We start from the raw sequence: 20,491 nt of genomic DNA on the forward strand, positions 1-20,491 counted from the left end.
AAGATAAATCCCTGCCAGTCCGAATTAAGGGTTGCCTTGCTTTCCTCGCCCGCCCGGGCGTGGGCAAGATGGGCCTCCGGGCAGGATCGACCGACCGATAGCCGAACAGAGGGAAAAACATGGCGAGCGCGGACAGCTTTGGTGCCAAGGGCACGTTGGACGTCAATGGCAAGTCCTACGAGATCTACCGTCTCGACTCCGTCGAGGGGGACGGCCTGGACGTGAAGTCGCTGCCCTTCAGCCTCAAGGTGCTGCTCGAGAACCTGCTGCGCACCGAGGACGGCGAGGACATCACCGCCGACGACATCAAGGCCCTCGCCGGGTGGGACGCTGACGCGGACCCCGACAAGGAGATCCAGTTCACCCCGGCGCGCGTGATCATGCAGGACTTCACCGGCGTGCCCTGCGTGGTCGACCTGGCCACCATGCGCGAGGCGATGGCCGAGCTCGGTGGGGACCCTTCGCGGATCAACCCGCTGGCCCCGGCCGAGATGGTGATCGACCACTCCGTGATCGCCGACGTCTTCGGCACCCCGGAGGCCTTCGAGCGCAACGTCGAGATCGAGTACGAGCGCAACCGTGAGCGTTACCAGTTCCTGCGCTGGGGCCAGGGCGCCTTCGACGACTTCAAGGTCGTCCCGCCCGGCACCGGCATCGTCCACCAGGTCAACATCGAGCACCTCGCGCGCGTCGTGTTCACCCGCGAGGTCGACGGTGAGCTGACGGCGTACCCCGACACCCTGGTCGGCACCGACTCCCACACCACCATGGTCAACGGCATCGGCGTGGTCGGCTGGGGCGTCGGCGGCATCGAGGCCGAGGCGGCCATGCTCGGCCAGCCGGTCTCCATGCTGATCCCGCGCGTGGTCGGCTTCAAGCTCAACGGCGACCTGCCCGAGGGCGCCACCGCCACCGACCTCGTGCTGACGATCACCGAGATGCTGCGCGAGCACGGCGTGGTCGGCAAGTTCGTGGAGTTCTACGGACCCGGCGTCTCCGCGCTGCCGCTGGCCAACCGCGCCACGATCGGCAACATGAGCCCCGAGTTCGGCTCGACCATCGCGGTCTTCCCGATCGACGAGGAGACCACCAAGTACCTCGAGCTGACCGGCCGTGACGCCGAGCAGATCGCGCTCGTGGAGGCCTACGCCAAGGAGCAGGGCCTCTGGCACGACCCCGACGCCGAGCCCCGCTACTCCGAGCGGCTCGAGCTCGACCTCGCCGAGGTCGTCCCGTCGCTCGCCGGACCCAAGCGTCCCCAGGACCGCGTCTCGCTCGTCAACGCCAAGGAGGCGTTCCGTACCTCGCTGGCCGACTACGCCCAGGACGGCGACGCCGACAGTGACGCCGAGGGCGGCTCGGACAAGGAAGGCGTTCCCGCGCAGGAGAAGCCCGACGGCGCCCGCTCCAAGGTGGACGAGGCCTCCGACGAGTCCTTCCCCTCCAGCGACGCGCCCTCGCACTCCGAGGGTGGCAACGGCTCCGGCCGTCCCGACGACTGGCGCAACCACCCGGCCGGCAGCGGTCACGGTCGTACGTCGAACAAGGCGAAGGTCACCCTCGAGGACGGCACCGAGTTCGAGATCGACCACGGGGCCGTCGCGATCGCGGCGATCACCTCGTGCACCAACACCTCGAACCCGTCGGTGATGATCGGCGCGGCCCTGCTCGCCAAGAACGCCGTCGAGAAGGGCCTGACCACCAAGCCCTGGGTCAAGACCACGCTGGCCCCGGGCTCGAAGGTGGTCTCCGACTACTACGAGCGCGCCGAGCTGACGCCGTACCTCGACAAGCTCGGCTTCAACCTCGTCGGCTACGGCTGCACCACCTGCATCGGCAACTCGGGCCCGCTCATCCCCGAGGTCAGCGACGCGGTCAACGAGAACGACCTCGCCGTCGTCTCGGTGCTCTCGGGCAACCGCAACTTCGAGGGCCGGATCAACCCGGACGTGAAGATGAACTACCTGGCCTCCCCGCCGCTGGTGGTCGCCTACGCGCTGGCCGGCTCGATGGACGTCGACCTCTACAACGACCCGCTGGGCACCGACGAGGACGGCAACGACGTCTTCCTCAAGGACATCTGGCCCAGTGCGGCGGAGGTCGAGGAGGTCATTGCCACCGCGATCACCTCGGAGATGTTCACCAAGGACTACGCCGACGTGTTCGCGGGCGACGAGCAGTGGAAGTCGCTGCCCACCCCCGAGGGCGACACCTTCGAGTGGGACCAGGACTCCACCTACGTCCGCAAGCCCCCGTACTTCGACGGCATGCCGGAGGAGCCGGAGCCGGTCGAGGACATCGAGGGCGCCCGCGTGCTGCTCAAGCTGGGTGACTCGGTGACCACCGACCACATCAGCCCGGCCGGCGCGATCAAGAAGGACAGCCCGGCGGGCAAGTACCTCGCCGAGCACGGCGTGGGCCAGCGGGACTTCAACTCCTACGGCTCACGACGCGGCAACCACGAGGTGATGATCCGCGGCACGTTCGCGAACATCCGGCTGCGCAACCAGCTCGCCAAGGGCACCGAGGGCGGGTTCACCCGTGACTTCGCCGGCGACGGCGAGGTGACCACGGTCTTCGAGGCGAGCGAGAAGTACCTCGAGAACGGCACCCCGCTCGTCGTGCTGGCCGGCAAGGAGTACGGCTCCGGGTCCTCGCGTGACTGGGCGGCCAAGGGCACCGCGCTCCTGGGCGTCAAGGCCGTGATCGCGGAGTCATACGAGCGGATCCACCGCTCGAACCTGATCGGCATGGGCGTGCTGCCGCTGCAGTACCCCGAGGGCGAGACCGCGGAGTCGCTGGGCCTGACCGGCGAGGAGGAGTTCTCCTTCACCGGTGTCACCGAGCTCAACGACGGTCGCATCCCGAAGACCGTCAAGGTCAAGGCGGGCGACGTCGAGTTCGACGCCAAGCTGCGCATCGACACCCCCGGTGAGGCGAAGTACTACCGCAACGGCGGGATCATGCAGTACGTGCTGCGCAACCTGCTCAAGGCCTGACCTTCACACCGACGTCATCGGTCCCGGAGCCCCTGGCTTCCGGGACCGATGGCGTTCGTGCTCCTGCCGGACGCCGGCGCCAGGCTCAGGGCGGCCGCGGCGAACCGCGCGGGGCTGCCCTCGGGGTCCAGCTGTGCGGCGACGCGGCGGGCGCTCCCGGTCATCGAGCGTGCGGTCCGCACCGCCTGGCGCAGTGACTCCGCGGTGAGCCGGCTCCTCCGCACCGAGACGCCCGCGCCGCACTCGGTGACCCGCCGGGCGATCTCGGCCTGGTCGCGGCCGAACGGCACCACCACGGTCGGTACGCCGGCGCACGCGGCCTTGGTCACGATGCCCATGCCGCCGTGGCAGACCACGGCCGCCGCCTCGGGCAGCACCTGGCTGTGCGGCACGAACCGCTCCGCCCGCACGTTGGCCGCCGCGGGGACCGCGTCGTCGGAGTAGGCGTCGGCCAGGGTGAGCAGCACGCGCACGGGCTCGTCGCGCAGGGCCTCCACGGCGATCCGGGCGAGGTCCTCGTCGCCCTGGTACTCCGTGGAGCAGGTGACCAGGACCCACGGGTCGCCCGGCTCGTCGAGGTACGCCGGCCGGGTGCTGTGCGGGTCCCAGGGCCGGGTGCCGACCAGGTGGATGTTCGCGGGCAGCGGCGCCCGTGGGTACTCCAGCGGCTCGCTGGTCAGGGCGATCACCGCTCTCGGCGGCTCGAACTGCTGCATCGGTGACCGGTACGGCGCCAACCCCGCCTCCGCCCGCAGCTCGTTGAGGCCGGGCAGCATCGCCTTGCCGAAGACCCGGGCCATCAGCTTCCAGCCGAGCCGGTCCCGGACCCGTCCCACGGGACCGCGCATCGGTCGCAGCCCGGGGCCGTACGGCGGGATCCCCGGCGCCTCCACCGGGAGCACCGAGGGCAGCAGCGTGGCCCAGGGCAGCCCGGAGGCCTCGGCCCGGGCCCGCGCGCCGTTGGCGTTGACGTCCACCAGCAGCACGTCGGGGTGGTGGGCCTCGATCGCGCGCTCCAGGTCGGGCCCGTCGTACCGGCCCCGGGTCATCAGGTCGGCGTGACCGGCCCGCAGCCGGTCGGTGTCCCGGGTGGCCCGGTAGTCGGTGACGGGGATGTCGGTGACCGAGGAGTCGATCGCCGAGGCGTCGACCCCGGCCTCGCGGAGTGTCCCGAGCAGGTCCGGGTTGGTCCTCAGGTGCACCTGGTGGCCCTGGCGCTGCAGCTCGAGCAGGCCCGGGACAAGAGGCAGCGCGTGCCCGACTGCCGGTGATGCGTAGGCGAGGAATCGGGTCATGGTGCTGCTCCGGTGTCGACGCGAGCCTGGATGCTCGACAATCCATTAGTACGTCGCTATATTCATTTGTGTCAAGACCAAATCGGCGGTGGGAGGCCCAGTGGCGCGGCAGTACGCGATGTCCGGACGGGTGGCGGCGATGGAACGCACCCGCGAGGCGATCCTCGACGCCGCCGTGGAGCTCTTCGAGCCGGCGTGGTTCGACGAGGTCACCCTCGGCGACGTCGCGAAGCGTGCGGGCGTGTCGCAGCAGACGGTGGTGAACCACTTCGGCACCAAGCTGAACCTCTACCTGTGCGGCCTCCGGGAGCGGTTCGGGCCGGCGATCCTGGCGGTGCGGGCGACCGCTGTGCCCGGTGACGTGGCCTCGGTCGTGGACACGGCGGTCTGCGACTACGAGGCGACCGGCGACACCACGATGCGGGTCCTCGGCCTCGCCGGCCGCACCGACGAGCTCCTCGAGGTGGTCGAGCTCGGTCGCCGGTCGCACCGCGAGTGGGTCGAGCACGTGTTCGCCCCCCAGCTCGAGGACCGAGCGGGCCCGGCGCGCGAGCGGTGCGCGCGGTTGCTGGTGACGGTGCTGGACGTCACGACCTGGCACCAGCTGCGTCGTCGGGAAGGCCTGGGCGTCGAGGACACCCGCGAGCACCTGCTCGAGCTCGTCGAGGCGGTCCTCGGCCGCTGAGGAGCCGGCCGGTCCCACCGCGCCGCCGCCCGGTGTTGGCGATCCCCGCCGTCGCTGGAAGTCTGGTCCCATGATCGTCGCGCTCAGCATCAGTCCCGGGGGAAGCCCGCTCGACCACTCGCCCGGCGACCCGTCCGAGGACGACGGCGGTGTCAGTGCGGCCGTGGCCGAGGCGGTCCGTGTCCTGCGGGCCTCGGGCCTGCCCTGCGAGACCAACGCGATGTTCACCAACCTCGAGGGGGAGTGGGACGAGGTGATGGCCGCGGTTAAGCAGGCGGTCGACGTGGTCGCCGCCCGCTACCCCCGCGTGGGACTGGTGCTCAAGGCCGACATCAGGCCGGGGTACGACGGACAGCTGAGCGCCAAGGTGCAGCGCGTCGAGGACCACCTGCGCGAGCACTGAACCACCCGAACCAGCACTCGGAGCAGGAGGCAGCATGAGGTCGGAGATCCGCCGCTACCGGACCGGTGACCGCGAGGTCGTCCGGGACATCACCGAGGACTGTGCGGACTTCGTGTCCGGGCAGGGCGACGGGCTGCTCCAGCTGTTCGTGCCGCACGCCACGGCGGGGATCGCGGTGATCGAGACCGGGGCGGGCTCCGACGACGACCTCCTCACCGCGCTGGGCGACCTGCTCCCGGCCGACGACCGGTGGAAGCACCGGCACGGATCGCCGGGGCACGGCCGCTCGCACGTGATGCCGGCGATCGTGCCGCCGTACGCCACCGTCCCGGTGCTCGGTGGGAGCCTCGCGCTGGGGACCTGGCAGAGCATCTGCCTGGTCGACCTCAACGTGGACAACCCCGACCGGCAGGTGCGGCTCTCCTTCCTGGCCGGTTGAGGTGACGCTGGGGGTCAGTGGCGGCGTGGTCGCGCTGGTGGCCGTGGTCGTGCTCCTCGGCGCCTCGATGCAGGGACTGGTGGGCCTGGGCCTGAACCTCGTCTCGGCCCCGGTCGTCACGATGGTGGCCCCGTCGCTGATGCCCGAGCTGCTCCTGGTGCTCGCGGTGCTGCTCCCGTTCCTCACCCTGGCCCGCGAGCGCGACCAGATCGACTGGCACGGCCTGGGGTGGGTGCTCTCGGCGCGGGTGCCGGGCGTGGCGCTCGGGGTGTTCTTCCTGGCCGCGTTCTCCGACCGCGCGGTCGCCATCTCCGTGGCGGTGATGGTGCTGGTCGCGGTGATGCTGACGCTGCGCTCGGTGAAGGTGCCCGTGCGCCCGCTCACCCTGGGGGTCGCCGGCCTGCTCTCGGGAGTGGCCGGGACGGCCACCTCCGTCGGCGGTCCACCGGTCGCGATCCTCTACCAGCACCGGCCCCCGGAGCAGATCCGGGCGACCCTCGCGGTGCTGTTCACCGTCGGCTCCGGGATGAGCCTGGTGGGACTCGGGGTCGGGGGACACCTCGACACCCACGTGCTGCCGCTGGCCCTGCTCCTGACCCCCTGCCTGGTCGTCGGTGCGTGGGCGGGCAACCGGCTGCAGGGCGTGCTGCCGGACCGCCAGGTCAGGTACGCCGTGCTGGCGGTGTGCGCGGCCTCCGCGATCGTCCTGCTCGTCCGCAGCCTGCTGTCCTGACCGATCCGCGGACGGGGGCGGGGGAGTCAGGGGAGGACAGCGTTGGTCGAACAGGTGTTCGATCACGGGCTACAGTTGAGGGATGTTCGGACCACCCCCACGCAGGCACGTCCCAGGCCGGGCGAACCCGGTCTCCTCCTCGGGTCGCGCGGTCAGTCCTCCCGGGTGGCCCGGGGAGGTCCGGCCCCCGGGGGCGCCGGACTGGGAGGTCACCGCCACCGCGTGGCTGCTCGACCTGTGCCCGCCGGAGTACCGCGGCTACCCGGCGCTGCGGCGCCACGCCGTGGTGCTGGCCAGGTTCGCGGTGCTGCACGTCGAGGCCTGCCAGGCAGCGGTCAACCGGGGCCTGAGCGAGGCGCGGGGCGGGTTGCGCGAGGTCGCCGAGGGGTCGGTCGTGGACGCGGCGGTGGAGACCTGGCAGCGCGAGTCGGCCCGGCTGCTCGGCGTACGGCGTGCGGTCGGCCTGGTCGAGGAGGCGCTTCGCGGACGGAGATTCGTCGAGCGCCTGTAGCAATCGCTGGCTAGGTTGGCCGCCATGCCACGCATCGCAGTCGTCCTCCTGGTGGATCCTCGCGGCCACGTCCTGCTCCAGCACCGCGACGAGCACGCCCCGCGCGCCGCCAACCAGTGGGGACTGGTCGGCGGCCACGTCGAGGACGGCGAGGACTTCGACACCGCGGTGCACCGCGAGATCCTCGAGGAGACCGGGATCTCCACCGTCCCCGGCGACCTGGAGCTGTGGCAGCAGGCCGAGTTCAGCTACAGCGACGGTCACCGCAGCGACTACCGGGTGTACGCCGGCCGGGTGGACCTGACCGACGACGACATCGTCCTGGGCGAGGGGCGGGCGATCGTGTTCGTCGACCCGGTGCGGGCGCTGACCCTCGACCTGGCCGAGTCGCTGGCCCACTTCCTGCCGCTGTTCCTCGACTCCGAGGTCTACCGCCGGCTGCGCGAGCCGGTCGCGGCACCGGCTGCCACACCGGCAGCGACCCTGCCGCCCGCTGGCCCGCTCAGGAGGCCACTGCGGCGGATCGAGGTGCCGCGGATGGGCGCCGAGGACGTCGTGGTCGACGACGAGGGCAACGCCTGGACCGGGACCGAGGACGGCAGCGTCTTCCGGGTCTCCCCGGAGGGGGAGGCGCGGCAGGTCGGGCACACCGGTGGCCGGCCGCTGGGCCTGGAGCTGCTCGGCGACGGCCGGCTGCTGGTGGCCGACGGGACCAGGGGCCTGCTCGCGATGAGCATGACCACCGGCGTCGTGGAGCAGCTGGTCACCGAGGCCGGCGGACGCCCCCTGCTGGTGTGCAACAACGCTGCCGTCTCGCGGGGCGGCGACATCTGGTTCTCCGACTCGAGCGCGGTCTACCCGCTGCACCGGTGGAAGTCCGACTTCGTGGAGCAGACCCGCACCGGGCGGCTGTTGTGCCGGCGCGCCGACGGGTCCGTGGAGGTGCACCTCGAGGGGCTGGAGTTCGCCAACGGGGTCGCGCTGGCGGCGGACGAGTCGTTCGTGTGCGTGGCCGAGACGGGTGCGCGGACCGTCGTACGCCTGTGGCTGAGCGGCGAGCGTGCCGGCACCACCGACCTGCTCGCGGGCGACCTGCCCGGCTACCCCGACAACGTCGCCCGCGGCAGCGACGGATTGGTGTGGGTGACCATCGCCTCACCGGTGGACCCGGTGGTCGAGCTGATCCGGTCCCGCTTCCCGCTGCCGGTGCGCAAGCTGGTGACCAGGCTGCCGGGCTTCCTGCAGCCCGGACCGAAGCGAACGGTGCGGGTCCAGGCCTACGACGACACCGGGAGCCTGGTCCACGACCTCGACGCGGACGCCGGCGAATTCCACATGGTCACCGGGGTCCGGGAGCACCACGGAGTGATCTGGCTCGCCAGCCTGCACGAGTCCGCGCTGGCGCAGATCACCGTGCCGGGGTCCGGCGTCTAGACTCAATCGGTCAGCTGTCATCGCCTGCGAAGGAGCACCATGGGTCACCTCGAGCACATCACAGGTCCGCAGGACCTGCGCGGGCTCGCCGACCACCAGCTCGCCGAGCTGGCCTCGGAGATCCGGGACGAGCTGATCCGGACCTGTTCGCCGCGGGGCGGCCACCTCGGCCCCAACCTGGGGGTCGTCGAGCTGACGATGGCCATCCACCGCGTCTTCGACTCACCTCGCGACCGCGTCGTCTTCGACACCGGCCACCAGGCCTACGTGCACAAGATGCTCACGGGCCGCGCCGACCGCTTCGACAGCCTGCGCACCGAGGGCGGCCTCTCCGGCTACCCCAGCCGCGCCGAGTCCGACCACGACGTCGTGGAGAACTCGCACGCCTCGACCTCGCTGTCCTACGCCGACGGGCTGGCCAAGGCCTACGCCATCCGGGGTGAGGACCGCCACGTCGTGGCCGTGATCGGCGACGGCGCGCTCACCGGCGGGATGGCCTGGGAGGCGCTGAACAACATCGCCGAGGGCCCGCTGAACCGCCACGGCGACCGCCGCCTGGTGATGATCGTCAACGACAACGGCCGCTCCTACATGCCGACCGTCGGCGGCCTCGCCAACCACCTGACGACGCTGCGCACCAACCCGCGCTACGAGCAGCTGCTCGACGTGGTCAAGCGCCGGCTCAACGGGGTGCGCGGCGTCGGTCCGGCCGTCTACGACGCCCTGCACGCGATGAAGAAGGGGATGAAGGACGCGCTTGCGCCGCAGGGCCTCTTCGAGGACCTCGGCCTGAAGTACGTCGGCCCCATCGACGGCCATGACCTCGACGCGCTCGAGCACGCCCTCACCCAGGCCAAGAAGTACGGCGGCCCGGTGATCGTGCACGTGATGACCCGCAAGGGCTTCGGCTACGACCCGGCCGAGCGTCACGAGGCCGACCAGTTCCACCAGATCGGCCCGTTCGACGTGCTCACCGGGGTCGGCAGTCCCAAGGGACGGATCTGGACCGACTTCTTCTCCGAGGAGATGGTCGCCCTCGGCGCCGAGCGCCAGGACCTCGTGGCGATCACCGCGGCGATGCTCTACCCGGTGGGGCTCGACCGGTTCGCTGCGGCGTACCCCGAGCGCACCTTCGACGTCGGCATCGCCGAGCAGCACGCCGTGACCAGCGCGGCGGGGCTGGCCATGGGCGGGCTGCACCCGGTGGTGGCGATCTACGCCACCTTCCTGAACCGCGCCTTCGACCAGGTGCTGATGGACGTGGCCCTGCACGAGTGCGGCGTCACCTTCGTGCTGGACCGCGCCGGGGTCACCGGGGACGACGGCGCCAGCCACAACGGCATGTGGGACATGTCCATCCTCCAGGTGGTGCCGCGGCTGCGGATGTGTGCCCCGCGTGACGGGGCCAGGGCCGGCGAGCTGCTGCGCGAGTGCGTTGCGGTCGACGACGCCCCCACGGTGCTGCGGCTCCCGAAGGGCCCGCCGCCGGCGGACATCGAGGCGGTGGACCGGGTCGGCGGCATGGACGTGCTGGTGCGCGACGGCGCACGCGACGTGCTCATCGTCGGCATCGGCTCGATGGCGGCCGTGTCGGTCGACGTCGCGGCCCGGCTGGCCGACCAGGGGATCGGCGTGACCGTGGTCGATCCGCGCTGGGTCAAGCCCTGGGATCCCGCGATCGTGGACCTCGCGCGTGACCATCGACTGGTGGTCTGCGTTGAGGACAACGGCAGGGTCGGCGGATGCGGCTCGACGTTGCTGCAGCTGCTCAACGACGAGCAGGTGGATACTCCCTACCGTCAGTACGGCATCCCACAGGAGTTCCTCGACCATGCCAAGCGCGACGCGATCCTCGAGCGCATCGGGCTCACCGCCCAGGCGATCGCGCGCGGCATCGTGGAGGAGGTCACCGCCCAGGACGACACCGGGGGCGGCGCCGATCTCGACCGTGTCCGCCCGGGGGACTCCGCCGAGTAGCAGCCGGGACGCAGCCCGGGGGACCGGGCGACCCAGGAGCCTCGCCGCCTCGTTCACGGTCGTGCTGCTGCTCGGCCTGGCCGGCTGCGGTGGCGCGGACACCGAGGAGCTGCCGCCGGCGAGCGAGCAGGGCGTCGGGGGCCTCACCGCGGAACAGGCCAGGATCCGCGAGCAGCGGGTCCTGAACCAGCGGGCCCGGGCGGTCCGCGAGCGAGATCTCGACCTGTTCCTGCGGCGGGTGGACCGCAGCGACAAGGAGCTGGTCGCCCGCCAGCGCCAGTACTTCCGCAACCTGGTGCAGCTGCCGCTGAAGGCCTTCGCCTACCGGGTCCTGGACCGCCAGTGGGAGGACGTCGCGCTCGCCCCGGGGTGGGGTGCCGACGTGCGCGTCCCGCAGGTGCAGCTGACCACCCAGCTCGAGGGCTTCGACGCCGTGCCGGTGCAGCGCACGGTCGGCTTCGCCTTCTCCTTCCGCAACGGTCGGCCGGTGATCGTCTCGGAGCAGGGCGCGGACGGAAAGCACCTCCACGTGGGGACCCCCGCTCCCTGGGACCTGACCGCGATCAGCGTGCGCCGGGAGCCGGGGGTGCTCGGCATCTTCGACGAGGGGACCCGAGGCTCGGCGGGCCCGGTGATGGCCGCCGTACGCGCCGGGATCGAGCAGGTGCGCGGCGCGCTGCCGTTCTCGTGGCCGGGCAGCGTGGTCGTCTACAGCGTCCAGGTCCCGCAGGTGCTGGCCACGTTCACCGACGTCCCGGGCGGGTCCCTGGACCACCTCGGGGCGCTCACCTTCCCGACGTACGCCGGCCGGGACGGCTCGCAGGTGGCCTCCACCCGGATGCTGGTGATGCCCAGCTCGGTGAGTGCCGGGGAGCTGTTCCTGGGGCGGATCACCAGGCACGAGCTGAGCCACGTGGCGATCGGCGTCCGCGATGACGGGGCGCCCGCGTGGGTCTCCGAGGGGGTCGCGGAGTACCTCGGTGCGCGCGAGATCCGGCAGCGCGACCGGGTGATCCCGACCTCGGCGCTGTCCCGCGCCCAGGCCGCGGACCACGCGCTGCCGCTCTCGAAGACGTTCAACGACACCGACCAGGAGTGGCACTACGCGCTGAGCTGGATGGCGTGCGACTACGTGGCCGAGACCTTCGGGGAGGCCAGGCTGTGGGAGCTGGTCGACGCGATGCACAACGGGGGAGAGGGCACCCCCGACCTCGCGCAGGACCGGGTGCTGGCCCAGGTCCTGGGCATCGACTCACGGGAGCTGGCGCGTCGCGCCGCGGCGCGGATCCGCGAGCTCTACGGCTGAGGCTTCAACGGGCCGTCATGGGGAGCCCCGAGGTGCTTGAGCGCCTCGCGCCGGGACAGGCCGGAGAGCCCGGCCTCGTGCTCGGAGACGAACCGCAGCACCCACTCGGGGTCGGTCCGGGCCTGGTCGCGCAGCGCCCAGCCGATGGCCTTGCGGATGAAGAACTCCCGGCCGTACGGCGACAGCGGCGGCGTGGTCCGCGTCGAGCCGTCGAGGTTCTCGGTGATCGTGAAGCCGAGCAGGTCGTGGTCGCAGCGCTCCCCGGTGCCGAGCTGGGAGAGGATCGCCGTGCGGCGTACCCAGAGGTCGTCGGAGCGCGCCCAGCCGCGGACCACCGGCTCGACCTCCTCGCGATCGGCCAGCAGCAGGTCCCGGACGAGGTGCCCGGCGATCTCGTCGACGAAGTCCCACCACGCTCCGGTACGGACCAGGTGCTCGTAGAGCTCCAGCGTGCGCGGCTGTCGGTGGTCACGGTGGAGCCGGTGCCGGGCCAGGGCGATCGCGGCGTAGCGCTCCTCGCGGAACGCAGCCCCGTTCCACAGCTCGAGGACGGTCCCGCGCCAGGTCTCCTCGTCCGGGAGCGGGTGGGCGTCGAGCACCGGGCGGAGCAGCGCCCGCAGCCGCGGCGCGGAGATGCCGCGGTAGGGCATCGCGGACTTCATGTAGGCACGCATCGCCACTGCCCGCTCGGGGTCGCCCGAGGCGGCCAGCAGGGTACGCACCGTCTGCACGAGCTCGGAGTCGGCGCTGGTCACGGGCCCATCCTGCCGGTAGGTCGTTTCGTCGGGTTCGTCGCCAGCGAGCATGCGCGGCAGTAGCGTTTCCGGCATGGATGTCTTGCGCACCAAGTCGGTGGAACAGTCCCTGGGCGACACCGAGGACCCGGACTTCAAGCTGAAGAAGAACCTGACGTCCCTCGACCTGATGGTCTTCGGCATCGGCGTGATCATCGGCGCGGGCATCTTCACCCTGACCGGGAAGGCCGCGGCCGAGTTCGCGGGACCGGCCGTGGTGTTCTCCTTCGCCATCGCCGCGATCTGCTGCGGCTTCGCGGCGCTGTGCTACGCGGAGTTCGCCTCCACGGTGCCGGTCAGCGGGTCGGCGTACACCTTCTCCTACGCCACGCTGGGGGAGCTGGTCGCCTGGATCATCGGCTGGGACCTGATCCTCGAGCTGATGCTCGGCGCGTCGGTGGTGGCGCAGGGGTGGAGCACCTACTTCGTGACGTTCATGGAAGAGATCGGCGTGGGCTGGCCCGACAGCCTGGGCCCGTCCACCACCGCGTCGTTCGGGCACTTCAACCTGGCCGCGTTCCTGATGGTGGCGATCCTGACCGCGCTGATCGCCGTGGGGATCAAGGAGTCGCTGCGGGTCAACCTGGTGCTGGTGGCGGTGAAGCTGTTCATCGTGCTGTTCGTGATCGTGGCGGGCCTGTTCTACGTCAAGGGCGCCAACTACACGCCGTTCGTCCCCCCGTCCGCCGGACCCGTGGAAGGGTCGACCGGCCTCACCCAGCCGCTGTTCCAGTGGATCTTCGGGTTCGAGGCGCAGACCTATGGCGTGCTCGGCATCGTCTCGGGGGCCTCGATCGTGTTCTTCGCCTACATCGGCTTCGACGTGGTGGCCACCACGGCTGAGGAGGCGCGCAACCCGCAGAAGGACCTGCCGCGCGGCATCATCGGCTCGCTGGCGATCTGCACGATTCTCTACATCGCGGTCGCGCTGGTGATCACCGGGATGATCCGCTACGACAAGATCGACACCGAGGCCGCGCTCGCGAGTGCGTTCCGGGACCAGGGCAAGGACGGGTTCGCCACCCTGATCGCCGCCGGGGCCGTCGCGGGCCTGACCACCGTGGTGATGACGTTGATGATCGGCGCGGTGCGCGTCCTGTTCGCGATGAGCCGCGACGGGCTGCTGCCGAGGCAATTCGCGCACGTGAACAAGAAGACCGGCACCCCGATCAACATCACGATCGTCATCGGCGTGATCGTGGCGATCGTCGCCTCGATGACCCCCATCGGCAAGCTGGAGGAGATGGTGAACATCGGCACGCTGAGCGCGTTCGCGCTGGTCTCGCTGGCCGTGCCGATCCTGCGCAAGAGCCGCCCCGACCTCGAGCGGGCCTTCAAGGTGCCGTGGAGCCCGTTCCTGCCGATCCTGGCGGCGGTGGTCTGCCTCTACCTGATGCTCAACCTCAGCATCGAGACGTGGCTGCGGTTCGCCGTCTGGATGCTGGTCGGCTTCCTGATCTACTTCCTCTACGGCTACCGGCACAGCATGGTCGGGAGGGCGTCGGGCGACGAGGCGGTGGACTACTCGCGGCAGGGCAGCCCCGGGGACTGAGCCCGGGGCGGTCTAGGGTGGTCAACCGACCACCGGTCGCACGTCTCGAGGGCCGGTTTTCCACGCTTCATCCGCAACCACCAGAGGAGTCACGTGCCCGAGGCCCGGTTCGTGCACATCGTCGACGAGGTCCCCGAGCTCGAGGGACGCGCCCACGGTCCTGTCCTGGTCGTCTCGCTCGAGGGGTTCCTGGACGCCGGCAACGCCTCCGCGCTCGCGCAGGCCCACCTGAGCGGGGAGGAGCCCGGTCGGGTGGTGGCGAGCTTCGAGGTCGACGAGTTCTACGACTACCGTGCGCGACGTCCGCCGCTGACCTTCCTCGAGGACCACTACACCGACTACGAGGCGCCCCGCCTGGTCGTCCGGCTCTCGGAGGACAGGCTCGGCACGCCGTACCTGCTGCTGAGCGGCCCGGAGCCCGACATCCGCTGGGAGGCCTTCACCCGCGCCGTACGAGCTGTGGTGGAGCACTTCGAGGTGCGGCTCGTGGTCTCGCTGGGGTCGGTGCCGATGGCGGTGCCGCACACCCGGCCGGTGCAGCTGACCAACCACGCGACCTCGAAGCGGCTGCTCGTGCAGGAGAACGTCTGGAAGGGCGACGTCCGCGTCCCCGCCAGCGCGCAGTCCCTGCTCGAGGTGCGGCTGGGGGAGTGGGGGCACGACGCGATGGGCTTCGTGGCGCACATCCCGCACTACGTCGCGCAGTTCGAGTACCCGCACGCCGCCGTCGCGCTCCTCGAGGCCCTCGAGGACGTCACCGGGCTGCAGTGGGACCACGACACGCTCAAGGAGGCGGGCGACGCCCGCCAGGTGGAGATCGCCACCCAGATCGCCGACTCCGACGACGTGCGCGAGGTGGTCAGCGGCCTCGAGCAGCAGTACGACGCGTTCCACCAGCAGGCCGCCAACCTGCTCGCCGAGGACGAGACGCTGCCCAGCGGCGAGGAGATCGGCGCGCAGTTCGAGCAGTTCCTGGCCAAGCTCGAAGAGCCGGAGGACTGAGGCGTGCCCTCCTCCGTCCAGGAGCTGGTGGAGCTGCTCGACCTCGAGGCCATCGAGGACAATCTGTTCCGCGGGCGGCAGCCGGACACGATGATGCAGCGGGTCTTCGGCGGCCAGGTGCTCGCCCAGTCCCTGGTGGCTGCGGTGCGCACGGTGCCCGCGACCTTCGCGTGCCACTCGATGCACTCCTATTTCTTGCGGCCCGGTGACACCAAGGTGCCGATCATCTACGACGTCGAGGAGATCCGCGACGGGCGCTCGTTCTGCACCAGGCGGGTCGCCGCGCGCCAGCACGGCCGGGCGATCTTCTTCCTGACCGCGAACTTCCAGGTGCCCGAGACCGGCCTCGAGCACCAGGACACGATGCCGGAGGTGCCCTCGCCGGAGGAGTGCTCTCCGCGTATCGCGCAGGGCAGCCGCTACACCGAGGAGTGGCTGCGCGAGTGGCAGGCGCTCGACGTACGACCGGTCGCGGACTCGCGCCCCGGCGGCAGCCTGGACCCGACCGAGCGGCCCGGCCGCTCGCAGTGGTGGATCCGGGTCAGCGGCGCCCTCCCCGACGACCCGGTCACCCAGCTCGGCGCGTTCACCTACGCCAGCGACATGACCCTGCTGCCCGCGGCGCTGGTGCCGCACGACCTCTACATCGAGTCGCCCGGGATGCAGGCCGCGTCGCTGGACCACTCGATCTGGTTCCACCGCCCCTTCCGCGCCGACGAGTGGTGGCTCTACGACCAGGCCTCCCCGTCAGCCTCCGGCGGCCGCGGCCTCATCCTCGCCCGGGTCTTCTCCCAGGACGGCCAGCTCGTCGCCAGCGTGGCCCAGGAGGGCCTGATCCGGCACCACCCCCAGGCCTAGAGTCCGGGCCGGAGCTCGCAGACGCGCGGACACAAGTCGGCGCCGCAGGGGCTGACTGAGCGTGAACACCTCCGCCATCGCGAACTTGTGTCCGCGCGTATGCGCAATCGGGCCCCCGGGGAGGGGATCGCACCCACAATGGGCGAGCCTCGCCGCCGTCCGCCCCCCAGGAAGCACGCCGATGAACTTCTCAGAGTCCGTCCGCTCGGTCCTGGGCAAGTACGCCACCTTCTCCGGGCGCGCCCGGAGGTCGGAGTACTGGTGGTTCTACCTGTTCACGGTCCTGGTGAGCATCGCGACGACCATCGTCGACGCGGTCCTGGAGCTGGCCATCGACAACGAGGTCGGCATCGTGAACACGCTCGCCACCCTCGCGTTGCTGGTGCCCACGTTCTCGGCCGGGGCTCGGCGCCTGCACGACACCGGTCGCAGCGGCTGGTGGATCCTGCTGCCCGTGGTCCCGATGCTCTTCACGGCCGCGGCAGTGGTGGTCGTGGTCTTCGTCGTGCCGTTCAGCTCCGGGCTCGATGGCCTCGACTTCGCCCTGATCGCGCTCGCGGTGGGCGGGTTCCTGCTGACCCTCGTCGCGGTCGTCGTACAGATCGTGATGCTCTGCATCGACTCCAACCCGGGCCCCAACAAGTACGGCCCGTCTCCCAAGCAGCCGGTCCTGTCTCAGTTCCCGGGCGGCTACCCGTACGCCGGAAGCGGTGCACCGCCGTACTGAGTCCCCGCAATTGCTGGCAAAGGGCAGTGTTCTCGCGAGATCGGATGTCATTTCCCAGCAATTGCGTGGGGGCCGCCCGCCGCGGTCACAGCTTGCGGGCGCGACCGACCAGGTGGGGCTTGCCGTCGCCGGGGCGGGTGAGCGAGAAGTCCAGCCCGTCCTCGACAGTGCGGGAGCCGAAGGCGACCTTCCCGGGCAGGAAGACCGGCTTCTTGAACTCCACCTCGACGCATCCCGCCGCGGGGAGGCGGTTGGCCATCGCGGCCACCGAGCGCGCCTTGGTCCACATGCCGTGCGCGATCTGCCGCTTGAACCCGAACGCCTTCGCGGTGAGGGGGTAGAGGTGGATCGGGTTGTGGTCGCCGGAGACCGAGGCGTAACGCCGGCCCAGGTCGCCGGGCAGCCGCCACACCAAGCCGGTGCCGGGCACGACGTCGAACGGCTCGCTCTCGGGACGCACGTCCTTGTCGCCGCCGCCGACCCGGAGGTACGTCGACGTCGACTCCCACACGGTCTCGCCGCCGGAGCGCACCGTGGTGACCAGGTCGAAGACCCGGCCCTTCGCGTGCGGCCTCAGGTTGACCGCCGTGGCGGAGACGTCCAGCTTCTCGGACGGGGCGATCTCACGGTGACGGGTGATCGAGTTGGCGACGTGCACCGTGCCGATCGCGGGGAACGGGAACGAGGCGTCGGTCATGATCCCCATGTGCAGCGGGAACGCCAGCATGTGCGGGTAGGTGAACGGCAGGCTCTGGCTCGGCTCGAAGCCGCACACGTCGGCGTACGCCGCGACGTGCGCCGGGTCGATCGACACGTCCTTGCGGTGCAGCGTCAGGTCGGGAAGCGAGCTGCCGGACTTGCGCACGCCGGGGAGCAGGTTGACGCCGGGTACGACGGGCAGGGCCGCCTTGAGCATGGTGGGCAGCGAGCTCGGCTGCCCCTCGACGGTGCGCTCGGTCATCGACTCACGCGCCCAGCATCATCTGGCCGCAGACGCGGACGACGTTGCCGTTGACGGCGGTGGAGCCGGGGGAGAGGTACCACGCGATCGCCTCGGCCACGTCGACCGGCAGGCCGCCCTGGCTCATCGCGTTCATCCGCTGGCCGACCTCGCGGGTAGCGAACGGGACCGCGGCGGTCATCTGCGTGATGATGAACCCCGGTGCCACGGCGTTGATCGTGATGCCGTTGTCGAGGTCCTCCGACAGCGCGTCGACCAGGCCGATCACCCCGGCCTTGGAGGCCGCGTAGTTGGTCTGTCCCACGTTGCCCGCGATGCCGGCGATGGAGGAGACGCCGACGATCCGGCCGTTGTCAGCGATCAGGCCCTGGTCGAGCAGCTCGCGGGTGATCCGCTCGGGGGCGGTGAGGTTCACCGCGATCACCGAGCTCCAGCGGTCCTCGGCCATGTTGGCGAGCTTCTTGTCGCGGGTGATGCCGGCGTTGTGCACCACGCCGTGCACCTGCCCGAACTTGTTCTTCACGTGCTGGGCGATCCGCTGCGGGGCGTCCTTGCCGGTGATGTCGAGGACCAGGTGGTCACCGTTGAGCTCGCGCATCAGCGCCTGGAGCTCGCTGGCGGCCTGGGGTACGTCGATCCCGAGGACCGTGGCGCCGTCGCGGTGCAGCACCCGGGCGATCTGCTCGCCGATGCCACGCGAGGCGCCGGTGACGATGGCCACCTTGCCGGCCAGCGGCTTCTCGGGGTCCGCGACGGGGGCGGCCTCGGAGGTGCCGGTGGCGCCGAGGCGGGCGACCTGGCCCGAGACGTAGGCGCTCTTGGGGGAGAGGAAGAAAGACAGGGTGGACTCGATGGTGTCCTCGGCCCCGGGAGCGACGTACACCAGGTTGACGGTGCTGCCCTTGCCGATCTCCTTGCCGAGGGAGCGGGTGAAGCCCTCCAGGGCGCGCTGTGCCACCCGCTCCGCCTTGTCCTCGACGAGCTCGGGGACGGTGCCCAGGACGAGGACCCGCGCGTTGGAGGTCAGGCTGCGCATCAGCGGGGTGAAGAACTGCTCGAGGGCGATCAGTTCGCCCGAGCTGGTGATGCCGGTGGCGTCGAAGACGAGGCCCTTGTAGTTCTCGCCATCCGCGCCGACGCTCACGCTGGTGACGCCGAGGTTGTCGAGGGCCTGGACCAGGGACTTGCCCAGGCGGCCGTCGCCGCCGGTGACCACGGTGCCGTTCACGACCGGGGCGCCCTGCGACCAGCGCTCCAGCGGCGTCGGGTTCGGCAGGCCGAGGTTCTTGACGAACAGCTTGCCCACCGGGCTGGCAGTGAAGGACTGGTAACGGTCGGTCATCTCTGATCCTCTGGTCTGCTGATTTCACGGTCTGGACACGCGGACGCTACTCGCGGGTACAGCACGAATGTAACGAGCGGTGTAACTGAGTGTCCAGATAAGGTGACTTGGCACTCACCCCGTTTATTTTCCCACGCTCTCGCGGGAGGATGGGGGCCGCGCCACCCGACCAAGGAGCCTTCAGCCCATGCAGCCCAACACCCGCCGCGTCGCCGTCCTGGGCGGCAACCGGATCCCGTTCGCCCGGTCGAACACCGCCTACGCCACCGCCTCCAACCAGGAGATGCTGACCGCCGCGATCGACGGGCTCGTCGCCCGATTCGGCCTCGAGGGCCAGCGCCTCGGTGAGGTCGTGGCCGGCGCCGTGCTCAAGCACAGCCGCGACTTCAACCTCACCCGTGAGTCCGTCCTCGGCTCCAAGCTCGCCGCCGAAACCCCGGCCACCGACCTCCAGCAGGCCTGTGGCACCGGCCTCCAGGCCGCCGTCTACGTGGCCAACAAGATCGCCCTCGGCCAGATCGACGCGGGCATCGCCGGCGGCTCGGACACCACCTCCGACGCCCCCATCGCCGTCGGTGAGCGGCTGCGCAAGATCCTGCTCGAGGTGAACCGCTCCAAGACCGCCGGGCAGCGGCTGGCGGCGCTGGCCAAGATCCGGCCCGCCGACATCGTGCCGTCGATCCCGCAGAACGGTGAGCCCCGCACCAAGCTCTCGATGGGCGAGCACGCCGCGCTCACCGCCCTGGAGTGGCAGATCACCCGTGAGGCCCAGGACGAGCTGACCGTGGCCTCCCACCAGAACCTCGCCGCGTCCTACGAGCGCGGTTTCCAGGACGACCTGATCACGCCGTTCAACGGGCTCGAGCGCGACCAGAACCTGCGCCCCGACTCCACCGTCGAGAAGCTCGCCAAGCTCAAGCCGGTCTTCGGCAAGGGCGAGGCCGCGACGATGACCGCCGCGAACTCCACCCCGCTGACCGACGGTGCGTCCGCGGTCCTGCTCGCCACCGACGAGTGGGCCGAGGAGCACGGACTGAAGGTGCTGGCGTACTTCGTCGACGCCGAGACCGCAGCGGTGGACTTCGTCCATGGCGGCGAGGGTCTGCTGATGGCCCCGGCGTACGCCGTGCCGCGGCTGCTCGAGCGCAACGGCCTCTCCCTTCAGGACTTCGACTTCTACGAGATCCACGAGGCATTCGCCTCCCAGGTGCTCTCCACCCTCAAGGCGTGGGAGGACCCGGTGTTCTGCAAGGAGCGCCTCGGCCTCGACGACACCCTGGGCTCGATCGACCGCTCGAAGCTCAACGTGAACGGCTCCTCGCTCGCCGCGGGCCACCCGTTCGCCGCGACCGGCGGCCGCATCGTCGCCAACCTGGCCAAGCTGCTCGACGAGAAGGGCTCGGGCCGCGGCCTGATCTCCATCTGCGCCGCCGGCGGCCAGGGCGTCACCGCGATCCTGGAGAAGTAGACCCA

18 protein-coding genes are annotated in these 20,491 nt (G+C 70.7%); 14 read left to right on the forward strand and 4 right to left on the reverse strand.

Annotated elements, in window-relative coordinates:
- The first annotated feature begins 119 nt into the window (after nucleotides 1-119).
- Nucleotides 120-2,999 (forward strand): aconitate hydratase, encoded by a 2,880-nt coding sequence (locus AC4BGB_RS19630; protein ID WP_490548676.1) that lies wholly within the window; start codon nucleotides 120-122, stop codon nucleotides 2,997-2,999.
- A 14-nt stretch (nucleotides 3,000-3,013) separates the two neighbouring features.
- On the opposite strand, the gene AC4BGB_RS19635 is transcribed toward AC4BGB_RS19630, so the two are convergent.
- On the reverse strand, nucleotides 3,014-4,294 hold the full coding sequence (locus tag AC4BGB_RS19635) for a glycosyltransferase (RefSeq protein ID WP_490548677.1): 1,281 nt from the start codon (nucleotides 4,292-4,294) through the stop codon (nucleotides 3,014-3,016).
- A gap of 100 nt (nucleotides 4,295-4,394) precedes the next feature.
- Between AC4BGB_RS19635 and AC4BGB_RS19640 the strand changes: the two genes are divergently transcribed.
- From AC4BGB_RS19640 to AC4BGB_RS19675, 8 genes are all read left to right on the forward strand, one after another.
- A complete protein-coding gene (locus AC4BGB_RS19640) occupies nucleotides 4,395-4,979 on the forward strand; it encodes a TetR/AcrR family transcriptional regulator (RefSeq protein WP_490548678.1) in 585 nt (194 codons plus the stop codon).
- Nucleotides 4,980-5,049: 70 nt separating this feature from the next.
- Entirely contained in the window at nucleotides 5,050-5,382 is a 333-nt protein-coding gene (locus AC4BGB_RS19645) for a thiamine-binding protein (protein ID WP_490548679.1), read from the forward strand.
- A gap of 34 nt (nucleotides 5,383-5,416) precedes the next feature.
- The gene (locus AC4BGB_RS19650; RefSeq protein ID WP_490548680.1) at nucleotides 5,417-5,821 is read left to right on the forward strand and encodes a YjbQ family protein; all 405 of its coding nucleotides are present in this window, start codon (nucleotides 5,417-5,419) and stop codon (nucleotides 5,819-5,821) included.
- Between the two features lies 1 nt (nucleotide 5,822).
- The gene (locus AC4BGB_RS19655; RefSeq protein WP_490548681.1) at nucleotides 5,823-6,554 is read left to right on the forward strand and encodes a sulfite exporter TauE/SafE family protein; all 732 of its coding nucleotides are present in this window, start codon (nucleotides 5,823-5,825) and stop codon (nucleotides 6,552-6,554) included.
- Nucleotides 6,555-6,636: 82 nt separating this feature from the next.
- A complete protein-coding gene (locus tag AC4BGB_RS19660) occupies nucleotides 6,637-7,065 on the forward strand; it encodes a hypothetical protein (RefSeq protein WP_490548682.1) in 429 nt (142 codons plus the stop codon).
- Nucleotides 7,066-7,089: 24 nt separating this feature from the next.
- Nucleotides 7,090-8,499 carry an NUDIX domain-containing protein gene (locus AC4BGB_RS19665; protein ID WP_490548683.1) on the forward strand — a complete coding sequence of 470 codons (1,410 nt, stop codon included), beginning with the start codon at nucleotides 7,090-7,092 and terminating at the stop codon, nucleotides 8,497-8,499.
- Nucleotides 8,500-8,538: 39 nt separating this feature from the next.
- Nucleotides 8,539-10,476 (forward strand): 1-deoxy-D-xylulose-5-phosphate synthase, encoded by a 1,938-nt coding sequence (gene dxs / locus AC4BGB_RS19670; protein WP_490548684.1) that lies wholly within the window; start codon nucleotides 8,539-8,541, stop codon nucleotides 10,474-10,476.
- Nucleotides 10,477-10,537: 61 nt separating this feature from the next.
- Nucleotides 10,538-11,782, forward strand: a complete 1,245-nt coding sequence (locus tag AC4BGB_RS19675) for a hypothetical protein (RefSeq protein ID WP_490548685.1) — start codon at nucleotides 10,538-10,540, stop codon at nucleotides 11,780-11,782.
- Here AC4BGB_RS19675 and AC4BGB_RS19680 read toward each other — a convergent pair.
- Nucleotides 11,773-12,537, reverse strand: a complete 765-nt coding sequence (locus tag AC4BGB_RS19680; RefSeq protein ID WP_490548686.1) for a DNA alkylation repair protein — start codon at nucleotides 12,535-12,537, stop codon at nucleotides 11,773-11,775. The genes AC4BGB_RS19675 and AC4BGB_RS19680 overlap by 10 nt on opposite strands.
- A 73-nt stretch (nucleotides 12,538-12,610) precedes the next feature.
- Between AC4BGB_RS19680 and AC4BGB_RS19685 the strand changes: the two genes are divergently transcribed.
- From AC4BGB_RS19685 to AC4BGB_RS19700, 4 genes are all read left to right on the forward strand, one after another.
- On the forward strand, nucleotides 12,611-14,128 hold the full coding sequence (locus tag AC4BGB_RS19685; RefSeq protein WP_490548687.1) for an amino acid permease: 1,518 nt from the start codon (nucleotides 12,611-12,613) through the stop codon (nucleotides 14,126-14,128).
- Nucleotides 14,129-14,221: 93 nt separating this feature from the next.
- Nucleotides 14,222-15,130, forward strand: coding sequence for a proteasome assembly chaperone family protein (locus AC4BGB_RS19690; RefSeq protein ID WP_490548688.1), 909 nt, complete (start codon nucleotides 14,222-14,224; stop codon nucleotides 15,128-15,130).
- 3 nt (nucleotides 15,131-15,133) lie between these two features.
- Nucleotides 15,134-15,988 carry an acyl-CoA thioesterase gene (locus AC4BGB_RS19695; protein WP_490548689.1) on the forward strand — a complete coding sequence of 285 codons (855 nt, stop codon included), beginning with the start codon at nucleotides 15,134-15,136 and terminating at the stop codon, nucleotides 15,986-15,988.
- Nucleotides 15,989-16,169: 181 nt separating this feature from the next.
- Nucleotides 16,170-16,715, forward strand: a complete 546-nt coding sequence (locus tag AC4BGB_RS19700; RefSeq protein ID WP_490548690.1) for a DUF805 domain-containing protein — start codon at nucleotides 16,170-16,172, stop codon at nucleotides 16,713-16,715.
- An 85-nt stretch (nucleotides 16,716-16,800) separates the two neighbouring features.
- Here the strand turns inward: AC4BGB_RS19700 and AC4BGB_RS19705 are convergent, their stop codons facing one another.
- Complete coding sequence (locus tag AC4BGB_RS19705) at nucleotides 16,801-17,676, reverse strand: MaoC family dehydratase (protein ID WP_490548691.1); 876 nt, start codon at nucleotides 17,674-17,676, stop codon at nucleotides 16,801-16,803.
- Between the two features lie 4 nt (nucleotides 17,677-17,680).
- Entirely contained in the window at nucleotides 17,681-19,018 is a 1,338-nt protein-coding gene (locus AC4BGB_RS19710; protein WP_490548692.1) for a 3-oxoacyl-ACP reductase, read from the reverse strand.
- A gap of 187 nt (nucleotides 19,019-19,205) precedes the next feature.
- Between AC4BGB_RS19710 and AC4BGB_RS19715 the strand changes: the two genes are divergently transcribed.
- Nucleotides 19,206-20,486, forward strand: a complete 1,281-nt coding sequence (locus tag AC4BGB_RS19715) for an acetyl-CoA C-acetyltransferase (RefSeq protein ID WP_490548693.1) — start codon at nucleotides 19,206-19,208, stop codon at nucleotides 20,484-20,486.
- The last annotated feature ends 5 nt before the right edge of the window (nucleotides 20,487-20,491 follow it).

The sequence above is a fragment of the Nocardioides sp. Z30_9 genome (genome assembly GCF_058215735.1).

Bases quoted from the DNA above. Each gene is read 5' to 3' on its own strand.
- dxs (WP_490548684.1), top strand. From the start codon at position 8,539: ATGGGTCACCTCGAGCACATCACAGGTCCGCAGGACCTGCGCGGGCTC.
- AC4BGB_RS19685 (WP_490548687.1), top strand. From the start codon at position 12,611: ATGGATGTCTTGCGCACCAAGTCGGTGGAACAGTCCCTGGGCGACACC.
- AC4BGB_RS19665 (WP_490548683.1), top strand. From the start codon at position 7,090: ATGCCACGCATCGCAGTCGTCCTCCTGGTGGATCCTCGCGGCCACGTC.
- AC4BGB_RS19645 (WP_490548679.1), top strand. From the start codon at position 5,050: ATGATCGTCGCGCTCAGCATCAGTCCCGGGGGAAGCCCGCTCGACCAC.
- AC4BGB_RS19710 (WP_490548692.1), bottom strand. From the start codon at position 19,018: ATGACCGACCGTTACCAGTCCTTCACTGCCAGCCCGGTGGGCAAGCTG.
- AC4BGB_RS19660 (WP_490548682.1), top strand. From the start codon at position 6,637: ATGTTCGGACCACCCCCACGCAGGCACGTCCCAGGCCGGGCGAACCCG.
- AC4BGB_RS19700 (WP_490548690.1), top strand. From the start codon at position 16,170: ATGAACTTCTCAGAGTCCGTCCGCTCGGTCCTGGGCAAGTACGCCACC.
- AC4BGB_RS19705 (WP_490548691.1), bottom strand. From the start codon at position 17,676: ATGACCGAGCGCACCGTCGAGGGGCAGCCGAGCTCGCTGCCCACCATG.
- AC4BGB_RS19715 (WP_490548693.1), top strand. From the start codon at position 19,206: ATGCAGCCCAACACCCGCCGCGTCGCCGTCCTGGGCGGCAACCGGATC.
- AC4BGB_RS19650 (WP_490548680.1), top strand. From the start codon at position 5,417: ATGAGGTCGGAGATCCGCCGCTACCGGACCGGTGACCGCGAGGTCGTC.
- AC4BGB_RS19635 (WP_490548677.1), bottom strand. From the start codon at position 4,294: ATGACCCGATTCCTCGCCTACGCATCACCGGCAGTCGGGCACGCGCTG.
- AC4BGB_RS19630 (WP_490548676.1), top strand. From the start codon at position 120: ATGGCGAGCGCGGACAGCTTTGGTGCCAAGGGCACGTTGGACGTCAAT.